The 10,214-nt window shown below is 41.2% G+C and carries 7 protein-coding genes; 6 read left to right on the plus strand and 1 reads right to left on the minus strand.

Annotation, left to right across the window (positions count from 1 at the left end; all coding sequences use genetic code 11):
* The first annotated feature begins 10 nt into the window (after nt 1-10).
* The 5 genes from GZA11_RS04775 (at nt 11) to hpf (ending at nt 5,588) form a co-directional block, all read left to right on the plus strand.
* Nucleotides 11-694, plus strand: coding sequence for a response regulator (locus GZA11_RS04775; protein WP_038537388.1), 684 nt, complete (start codon nt 11-13; stop codon nt 692-694).
* A gap of 135 nt (nt 695-829) precedes the next feature.
* A complete protein-coding gene (locus tag GZA11_RS04780; RefSeq protein WP_038537386.1) occupies nt 830-1,669 on the plus strand; it encodes a DegV family protein in 840 nt (279 codons plus the stop codon).
* Between the two features lie 776 nt (nt 1,670-2,445).
* On the plus strand, nt 2,446-3,939 hold the full coding sequence (locus GZA11_RS04785) for a DEAD/DEAH box helicase (RefSeq protein WP_163183100.1): 1,494 nt from the start codon (nt 2,446-2,448) through the stop codon (nt 3,937-3,939).
* Between the two features lie 21 nt (nt 3,940-3,960).
* The gene (locus GZA11_RS04790) at nt 3,961-4,677 is read left to right on the plus strand and encodes a ComF family protein (RefSeq protein WP_163183101.1); all 717 of its coding nucleotides are present in this window, start codon (nt 3,961-3,963) and stop codon (nt 4,675-4,677) included.
* Between the two features lie 368 nt (nt 4,678-5,045).
* A complete protein-coding gene (gene hpf / locus GZA11_RS04795) occupies nt 5,046-5,588 on the plus strand; it encodes a ribosome hibernation-promoting factor, HPF/YfiA family (protein ID WP_163183102.1) in 543 nt (180 codons plus the stop codon).
* Nucleotides 5,589-6,056: 468 nt separating this feature from the next.
* Here the strand turns inward: hpf and secA are convergent, their stop codons facing one another.
* Nucleotides 6,057-8,573 (minus strand): preprotein translocase subunit SecA, encoded by a 2,517-nt coding sequence (secA, locus tag GZA11_RS04800; RefSeq protein ID WP_038537377.1) that lies wholly within the window; start codon nt 8,571-8,573, stop codon nt 6,057-6,059.
* A gap of 266 nt (nt 8,574-8,839) precedes the next feature.
* On the opposite strand from secA, the gene prfB reads away from it, so the two are divergent.
* A protein-coding gene (prfB, locus tag GZA11_RS04805) for a peptide chain release factor 2 (RefSeq protein ID WP_144242969.1) occupies nt 8,840-9,941 on the plus strand; the annotation gives its coding sequence in 2 pieces (ribosomal slippage) (nt 8,840-8,911 and nt 8,913-9,941; 1,101 coding nt in all).
* Nucleotides 9,942-10,214 lie beyond the last annotated feature (273 nt).

Here is a 10,214-nt window from a genome sequence, read left to right on the forward strand (position 1 = left end):
GCACAGTATCATGACAACAAAAATTGTGATTATTGATGATCACCAACTATTTAGAGAAGGTGTTAAAAGAATACTTGAGTTTGAAAAAACATTTCAGGTGGTTGCGGAAGGAGACGATGGCAACGAAGCGGTGGCGCTTGTGGAAGAGCATCGCCCTGATGTCGTCATCATGGATATCAATATGCCGCAAATGAACGGTGTGGAAGCAACTCGTGAACTAGTAAATAGATATCCAGACACTAAGGTCATCATTTTATCGATTCATGATGATGAAAATTATGTAACACATGCCTTGAAAACAGGTGCATGCGGCTACTTGTTAAAAGAAATGGATGCGGATGCATTGATTGAAGCCGTTCGGGTAGTAGCAGATGGTGGATCCTACTTACATCCGAAAGTTACTCACAATTTGGTCAATGAGTATCGTAAACTGGCTGCAGGTGTAAGTAAGGGGGCCTCATACTCCCATGCAGTGGAAGTTCGCCGTCCATTGCACTTATTAACCCGCCGCGAATGTGAAGTATTGCAAATGCTTGCTGATGGAAAAAGTAACCGCGGTATTGGAGAGTCGCTTTATATCAGCGAAAAGACAGTTAAAAACCATGTATCCAACATTTTGCAAAAAATGAATGTAAACGACCGTACCCAAGCCGTTGTCGTTGCCATTAAAAACGGCTGGGTGGAAGTGCGATAATTATCTAAAAGGGCATGCTACAATAGGCATGCTCTTCTTTTTTTGACTTTCGTACAAAAGAATGCATTTTGATTCTTTTTCATTTAAAATAATGTACATATATTATTAGTAGATAATAAGGATGGTAAGTAATATATGAAAACGGCTATTGTCACAGATAGTACTGCTTACATACCGAAAGAAGTACGTGATAAGTGGAATATCCATATGATCCCATTAAATGTTATCTTCGGAAACGAAGTATATCAAGAAGAAGTCGATTTGGACTGGCAGCAGTTTTATAAAATGGTTAAAACAACTGAGCTGCCAACCACTTCCCAGCCGCCGATTGGCCAATTTGTCGAGCTTTTTGAAAGGCTTTCAAAGGATTATGATGCCGTCATCAGCATCCATTTATCGAGCGGCATCAGTGGAACTTATCAAGGTGCGGTTACTGCAAGCACAATGGTGGATGGAATTAAGGTATTTCCATTTGACTCGGAGATTAGCTGTATGGTTCAAGGTTTTTATGCATTGGAGGCAGCAGAATGGGCTTCTCGGGGAGAAGAACCGGAAAAAATCCTCGCACGTTTGGAAGAGTTGAAGAAAGATGCCCGCGCCTATTTTATGGTTGATGACCTTTCCCATCTTCAGCGCGGAGGCCGTTTGTCCGGAGCGGCTGCCTTTATTGGAAGTCTTCTTCAAGTCAAACCACTGCTCCATTTTGTAGACAAGGTAATTGTACCTTTTGAAAAAATCCGCACACGGAAAAAGGCATTGAAAAGGATCGCCGACTTGCTTGGCGAAGACGCTCAACTTGGTGGCCGCTATCAAGCAGTCATTATCCATGCCAATCGTGAGGAAGAAGCAAATCAGTGGAAAGCGGAGCTGGAAAAGTTATATCCAAATGTTGAATTTACCATTGGCTACTTCGGCGCCGTCATTGGCACCCATCTCGGCGAAGGAGCTATGGGCATGGGCTGGATTAAAAAATAAATAGGTTAAGATAACTGCCATTCCGACTAGATCGGAATGGTTTTTTTATTTTATTTTTTTTTATTTTTAAAGAGTATGATTTTTGACTAATACATACACCCTAGCAACGTATGGCTTCTCATTATGTTCGGTCAACATTGAATCGCTATCCAGCTCTTCGTATTTCTTATTTTTAGTTGCCTCGTTCGTATATTCGCATGAAAAACGAAGCAGAAATCGGTCGAATCTCATGTAGGTGATCCAAATTTTTCAGGAAAAATAGTAAAATTCGACTCTTTTCAGCAGGATTTTTAAATAGATTCGAGAATTAAAAAGAAATAAGGACAGGGAGTTTTTTTACCATGGTGAACTTGTCCACGCCTCTATATGACTATTCTAAAAAACAACTCCATCTTTAAACCAAGCATATTCGGGTTCAATGGCGAGTGAATCTAAGATAATGTGATTACTTAATTATCTATGATCCACAACTTTAACTACAATGAATTCCCCTTTTTATTAGACACTCTATTTTTCATTTAAAATTCAATCCCAGCTTTTTACCAATATTATAAACCATCTACGGTAAAGGAAATTTAAATCGTGGTCTTTCCTCCATTTCTATCTACTGACATTATAGAGAAATATTTTTCAAGTGATGCATCATTCTTCGGACAGCTTAAGAAATTGCATTGATTTTCCCCCTTACATAGAGAAGAAATTTCTTATTTTTGTGAGCCCTTGCTTGTGTCAAGAAGTTATTTTTTTATAAGAAATCGGAAAGAAGGTTTCTAAATATGCGATTTGCACTATTAAATAACAAACTCATCCCACAGATAACAAACACAGATGGATCAAAAAGAATTTCGCAAATGGATCTCATTCCCCAGCCACAACCAAACCCCAATTACCCATTTAATCCTAAACTCCAACTCCTGCTCTCAGGTAAACAGCTTCTTTTTGACGATATTCCCTTTCCCTTAGAGGAAATTCAGGAACATTATGAAAATGGCTATATAACGTATCGCAAGGGAATTGAGTATAAGGCCGGAAAAAAGCCATATTGTGTTCGTTGTGGAAATATGGAGCCACACTGGTTTGCCGTTTATCCGTGTGCTAGATGCCAAGAAGCCTGCATCTATTGTCGTCGTTGTCTTATGATGGGGAGGATTAGTGAATGTACACCACTAATAGGCTGGAACGGGCCGGTGCCTGATACTCCACTATCTTCCAAAATTTTAGCTTGGCAAGGGACCTTATCTCAAGGTCAGCTGGAAGCATCGAAACGGGTGGTGGAGGCCATCTTGCAAAATAAAGAGTGGTTGATTTGGGCAGTTTGCGGGGCAGGAAAAACGGAAGTTCTCTTCGCAGGAATTGAGGCCGCACTCGCTACGAAAAAAAGAATTTGTATCGCCACTCCTAGAACAGACGTGGTTCTTGAGCTTACACCTCGGCTCAAGTCCGCATTTCCAGACATCCCGATTGCTTCTCTTTATGGGGGGAGCGAGGACCGTCATGTATTTGCCCCGCTAACGATTGCTACAACCCACCAATTGCTTCGCTTTTACCAGGCCTTTGATGCGATGATTTTGGATGAAGTGGATGCATTTCCCTATACAGTTGAGGAAGCACTCCAATATGCGGCCGTTCAAGCACGAAAGCCTACATCTTCCATGATATACTTAACTGCGACTCCGAATGAAAAGTGGCAGAGAGAATGCCGGACAGGAAAAAGAGCATTCACCACGATCCCGGCCAGGTACCACCGTCATCCGCTCCCGGTTCCTGAATTTGTCTGGTGCGGAAATTGGAAAAAATCCCTTTGTAAAGGAAAACTTCCTGAAAACGTCTTATGCTGGATCAAGACTCGTTTGCAAAACAACAAACAGTCGCTCCTCTTTTTTCCCCATATTTCCTTAATGGAGGAAGCACTCCCGATTGTAAGAAAGCTTGCACCAGCCACCGAAGCAGTGCATGCGGAAGATCCTTGTCGAAAAGATAAAGTACAAAGAATGCGCAAAAAAGAAATTCTCTTCCTACTCACAACGACTATTTTGGAACGAGGGGTTACTTTTCCCAATATCGATGTCGCTGTCATCGGGGCGGAGGACTTGATTTTTACGGAAAGTGCATTAGTGCAAATTGCCGGTCGTGCAGGGAGGAGCAAGGATTATCCGAAAGGAGTTGTTACCTTTTTTCATTATGGAAAAACCAATGAAATGATGAAGGCAAAAAGACAGATTGTCATGATGAATCGGGAGGGGATAGCAAGAGGTCTGATCGATGTGTAACTAATCAAAGGGGGGATTTTTTTGAGCATTTTTTTCTCAGATTATTGTTATATTTGTCAAGAGCGAATACGTCCGGATATTAGCTGGAAAGCCTTATTTTCACCCGAGAAAGAACCTTTCATTTGTACGGATTGTAGGGGGAAGTTTGAACGAATAGAAGGAGAGACATGCCGGATTTGCAGCCGGCCTTTTCAGCAGATAGACAATCCATTTCGTGACGAGGATGTATGTTACGATTGTATCCGTTGGGAGGAAGATCCCGAGTGGCAGGGAGTGCTCAAAAAAAACACGTCTATTTTTGTTTATAATGAGTTTTTGAAAGCAGTCATTGCGAAATTTAAATATCGGGGAGATTATATTTTGGCAAAAGTATTTTCGGAAATGTTTCGGAAAAAGGTGCAAGGATTAGTGGCTGATGTATTTGTACCGATCCCATTAAGTGAGGAACGGTTGTATGAGCGTGGATTCAATCAGGCTGAGGCAATCTTAACAGAAGCAGGACTTCAACCTTCCAATATACTTACTCGAATCCATACAGAAAAACAATCTAAAAAATCACGAACAGAAAGAATCCACTTACCACAAGTATTTCAACTTCTCTCTAATCCCCAAATAGAAGGAAAAAAAATCGTATTAATAGACGACATCTACACAACCGGCTCCACACTACGGCACGCCGCCAAACTCCTCAAATATGCAGGAGCCACCACCATTCAATCCATCACCATAGGTAGATAATGGTGTTTGACACCCTATATTGATAAAACATTTTGTCCATCTAGGGTGAACAGTTTTTGGCAGTAATGGTGCTTTTGGTGTCCAGCATTTTCTAAGTAGGTTTAACGTATTTTGTCAGGCAAGCACTCTCTTTACATTCCTAGGTCCAAAAGGATAAATTTAATGTTCATTTCTTCCACAGGTCATTTAAATAAGGTAGTACATTCCTTTAGTAGTTTTTGCTTGTATGGCATATGTTAAAAATAAGTACTATTTGCCTATGCGTTTTGTCAAAAAATCGACAAAATTTTTGTACTATTTTAGCAGGATAATCATAGTGTTAAATCGAAATGTAATAACATAGCCTTAAATAAAGGAGGACTCTACACATGAATTATCACGTACGTGGCGAGAACATTGAGGTAACTCCAGCAATCCGAGAGTATGTAGAAAAGAAAATTTCAAAATTGGAGCGTTATTTTAACGAAGCGCCTGATGCGAAAGTAAATGTGAATCTTAGATTCAATCCAGATAAATCTTCCAAAGTAGAGGTAACGATCCCACTACCACATTTAGTTTTACGAGCAGAAGAAACGAATAGTGATATGTATGCAGCGATCGACCTTATCACAGACAAACTTGAGCGTCAAATCCGCAAGCATAAAACAAAAGTAAACCGCAAATTCCGTGAAAAAGGAAATGTGGACTTCCAATTTTCTGTGACAAATACAAATGATACTTATGATGAGGAAGAGTTAGAGGTTGTCCGTACAAAGCGGTTTGATCTTAAGCCGATGGATAGCGAAGAAGCGATTTTACAAATGAACTTACTTGGACATAACTTCTATGTATTTACAAATGCCGTTACAAACCGTACCAATGTTGTTTACAAACGGAAAGATGGTCGGTACGGCTTAATTGAAGCACATTAATTATATTGTCGCTGTCAAGAGAGATTTGCTCTTGGCAGCGTTTTTTATTTTAAGGATAGGAAAGTAAATTGTCTATCGCTAGAATCGGAGAGGCCAGACGTCTTCGCTCTCTGGCTTATGATTCATCCACATCGAATTACCTTTAGATTCTCGTATGTTCTTTTATTCCATCAGGACCCTCTCTAATTATTCCAATGTTTCCTCTATTTTTATTGATGTTTTCCTGATTATCCATGCTATTTTTCAACTTCTGATGATATTCCATCATTTTCAGGATTTTATCCTTGGCCAATCCCCTTAAAGTAAAGAAGAAAGGGGCTGTCTAAAAAGTCCATTTAAGAGAAAAATGAACCCAAATTAAAAACCCAAGAATGTTGATTTAACAGCATTCTTGGGTTTTGCTTTTATAAAGATTTCGGCTGAAATATCACTTTCCGGACAGCCCCTTATGAAAAAACATAGTTTCAATTATCTTGCTGCGCCGCAACAATTTTTGTATTTCTTGCCGCTACCGCAGATACATGGATCATTACGCCCAATATTGATCTGATTAACTTTCGGCTTTTTCTTAACAGGACCGCCTTCTCCTTCCTTCGGATTTACCGCATGTCCTTTGGCGACCTCTTGACGTTCAAGGTTGTTGCGGATTTCCGCTTTCATGATATACATCGCGGTTTCATCTTCAATCGCTTCGATCATCGCCTCAAACATAGCCAGTCCTTCATGTTGGTATTCGCGCAATGGATCAATTTGACCATAGGCACGAAGATGGATTCCTTGACGAAGTTGATCCATGGCATCGATATGATCGATCCATTTTGAGTCTACTGCTCTTAATGTAACCACTTTTTCAAATTCACGCATTTGCTCCGGAGAAAGAAGTTGTTCCTTTTCTTCATAACGTTCCTTCACCTTTGCCATGATTAACTCGACCATTTCATCCGGCTCTTTGCCGCGAAGGTCTTCTAGCTTCACATCACCTTCAGGAAGCAGGTTCGCATGGACATAGTCGACAAGACCCTGCAAATTCCACTCTTCCTCATCAGCATGACGGGGAGCAAAAGCGTCAACATGGCGCTGTACCGAACTTAAAATCATATTTTGCACAATTTCACGCAAATTATCTGATTCCAATACTTGGTCACGCTGTTTATAAATGATTTCCCGTTGTTGACGTAGTACGTCATCATATTGCAATAGTTGTTTACGGGCGTCAAAGTTGTTGCCTTCCACGCGTTTTTGTGCAGACTCTACCGCCCGAGATACCATTTTACTTTGAATTGGCTGGGAATCATCCATGCCTAGTCGCTGCATCATTGCTTTCATATTATCTGAGCCGAAACGGCGCATTAGTTCGTCTTCCATTGATAAATAGAACTGGGTTACCCCTGGGTCCCCTTGACGACCGGAACGACCGCGCAGCTGATTGTCAATCCGCCGGCTCTCATGGCGCTCGGTACCGATGACAGCCAATCCGCCCAATTCAAGAACACCTTCGCCAAGCTTAATGTCTGTTCCACGACCTGCCATGTTCGTTGCAATGGTTACGGCTCCACGCTGTCCCGCTTCTGCGATAATTTCCGCTTCGCGTGCGTGGTTTTTTGCATTCAATACATTATGACGAATGCCTTTTTTTACAAGCATCTTGGAAATTAATTCAGACGTTTCAATCGCAACCGTACCGACAAGTACGGGTTGTCCTTTTTGATGACGTTGGGCAATATCCTCTACAACAGCGCGAAACTTTCCTTCCATTGTTGCATAAATCAAATCCGGCCGGTCATCCCGAATTACGGGCTTGTTCGTTGGGATGACGATAACATTCATATTATAAATATTGCGGAATTCTTCCTCTTCCGTTTTGGCCGTACCAGTCATTCCGGCTAATTTTTCATACATCCGGAAGTAATTCTGGAATGTAATGGTGGCCATTGTCATGCTTTCGTTTTGGATTTCAACGCCTTCCTTTGCCTCAATCGCTTGATGTAAGCCATCGCTATAACGGCGTCCTTTCATCAAGCGGCCGGTAAACTGGTCAACAATGACGATTTCTCCGTCTTGAACGACGTAGTCTACATCGCGATGCATCGTCACATTTGCTTTCAGTGCCTGATTAATGTGATGATTCAAGGTCACATGCTTTATGTCAAAAAGATTTTCTATTCCAAAAGCTTTCTCTGCCTTACTGATTCCTTCCTCAGTAAGAATAACGGCTTTTGTCTTTTCATCATACGTATAGTCTTTATCTTTTTCTAGCGTGCGGACAAACGCATTGGCTTGCAAATAAAGGGTCGTTGATTTTTGAGCACTACCTGAGATAATTAACGGTGTCCGTGCCTCATCAATAAGGATGGAATCGACCTCGTCAATAACAGCAAAATAAAGTGGGCGTTGTACTTTTTGTTCTTTATATAGGACCATGTTGTCACGCAAATAGTCAAAGCCAAACTCATTATTTGTACCGTATGTAATGTCACAGGCATAGGCTTTTTGCTTTTCATCTTTATCCATGCTGTTCAAATTTAGACCGACTGTCAGACCTAAGAATTCGTACAGCTTGCCCATTTCTTGTGCGTCACGGCTAGCTAAGTATTCGTTTACCGTCACAACGTGCACACCTTTTCCAGCAAGAGCATTTAAGTAAACTGGCATGGTGGCGGTTAATGTTTTACCTTCCCCTGTCTTCATCTCAGAAATATTTCCTTCATGAAGGGCAATTCCCCCCATTAACTGAACATGGTATGGATAAAGACCAAGAACGCGGCGAGCTCCTTCGCGGACAACGGCAAAAGCTTCGACAAGCAAGTCATCGAGGGATTCGCCCTTTTGGTATCTTGCTTTAAACTCCTCTGTTTTCCCACGGAGTTGTTCGTCCGTGAGTCTTTCTGTTTCTGTTGCTAATGAATCAATTTTTGTCGCAAGCTTATCCAAACGTTTGAGCTCACGTTTATTCATATCGAAAATTTTATTTAAAATTCCAACCATCTATTGAACGCTCCTTTTTCGAGACTCAAAACCTTCTTTTAATTAAGAAATATTTTCAAAAAATTAGTTGATATTCTTTATCATCTTACCATTTAATGCTATACAGTGACAACAATGATGGTAGGGAGCGTTCTAGCTCATTTACTTTTGATTCTTTAATATGCATTTTGAATTTTTTCAGGTTCTCAAGTTATAATGTACAAGTACAATCCTATTCTTAATGAATAAAATATGAAGCAGGTTTATTTTTAATAGAGGTGACGAAGATGGAATTAGCGGAAATTCGTAATGAACTTGAAAAAACAGCTAAGAAATTAGCGGATTTTAGGGGGTCTCTTTGACCTCGAAAACAAGGAAGCCAGGATTGCCGAACTAGAGGACATCATGCTGCAACCTGATTTTTGGAATGACCAGCAGGCTGCTCAATCGATCATTAGTGAGGCAAACAGCTTGAAGGATCAAGTTCAAGAATTTTATAAACTGAATGAAATGTACGAGAATCTTGATGTGACTTATGAGCTTGTAAAAGAAGAAAACGATGCAGAACTGCAAGCAGAGCTGGAAGAAGAGCTTGGGCAGTTGACGGATCGATTAAATCAATTTGAACTACAGCTCCTTTTAAGTGGAGAGTATGATAAAAATAATGCTATATTGGAGCTTCATCCAGGCGCGGGTGGAACGGAATCGCAAGACTGGGGTTCTATGCTACTTCGCATGTATGTCCGCTGGGCAGAGAAAAAGGGCTTTAAAGTAGAGACCTTGGAATACCTTCCGGGAGATGAAGCAGGGATTAAAAGTGTTACCCTTGCCATTAAAGGCCATAATGCTTATGGATATTTGAAGGCAGAAAAAGGGGTTCATCGATTAGTACGAATTTCCCCATTCGATGCTTCCGGTCGACGTCATACTTCATTTGTTTCCTGTGATGTCATGCCGGAATTTAATGATCAAATTGAAATTGAGATCCGTTCTGAGGATTTAAAAATTGATACGTACCGTTCAAGCGGTGCCGGTGGACAGCACGTCAATAAAACAGAATCGGCTGTACGGATCACGCATATCCCGACAGGTATCGTTGTCGCGTGTCAAACGGAGCGGTCTCAGATTCAAAACCGTGAACGTGCAATGAATATGTTAAAAGCCAAGCTTTATCAACGGGAAATGGAAGAAAAGGAAAAAGCGCTAGCCGAAATTCGCGGGGAGCAAAAGGAAATTGGTTGGGGAAGCCAGATTCGTTCCTACGTGTTCCATCCATATTCTATGGTCAAAGACCATCGGACAGGTGCTGAAACCGGTAATGTTCAAGCCGTAATGGATGGAGATATTGACCTGTTTATTAACGCATACTTGCGCTCAAGAATTTCATAATCCCATGAAAAAAAACCTTTGCTGGAGTAAAACAGCAAAGGTTTTTTTGTGTGCGCCCGGCATGGGTGTAATCTATAGGGTGAAAGTCCCGAGCTGCGAAGGCAGAAGTAGCAGTTAGCTTAACGCAAGGGTGTCCGTGGTGACGCGGAATCTGAAGGAAGCGAGCGGCAAACTTCCGGTCTGAGGAACACGAACTTCATATGAGGCTAGGTATCACTGGGTGAGTTTGCATGACAAAACAAAGCCCTTTCTGCCGAAGGTGATACAGAGTAA

Source organism: Neobacillus sedimentimangrovi (assembly GCF_010614825.1).
Taxonomy (GTDB): domain Bacteria; phylum Bacillota; class Bacilli; order Bacillales; family Cytobacillaceae; genus Neobacillus; species Neobacillus thermocopriae.

Excerpts from the sequence above, each read along its gene's own strand:
- hpf (WP_163183102.1), top strand. The coding sequence starts at position 5,046 with ATGAATTATCACGTACGTGGCGAGAACATTGAGGTAACTCCAGCAATC.
- GZA11_RS04775 (WP_038537388.1), top strand. The coding sequence starts at position 11 with ATGACAACAAAAATTGTGATTATTGATGATCACCAACTATTTAGAGAA.
- GZA11_RS04785 (WP_163183100.1), top strand. The coding sequence starts at position 2,446 with ATGCGATTTGCACTATTAAATAACAAACTCATCCCACAGATAACAAAC.
- GZA11_RS04780 (WP_038537386.1), top strand. The coding sequence starts at position 830 with ATGAAAACGGCTATTGTCACAGATAGTACTGCTTACATACCGAAAGAA.
- secA (WP_038537377.1), bottom strand. The coding sequence starts at position 8,573 with ATGGTTGGAATTTTAAATAAAATTTTCGATATGAATAAACGTGAGCTC.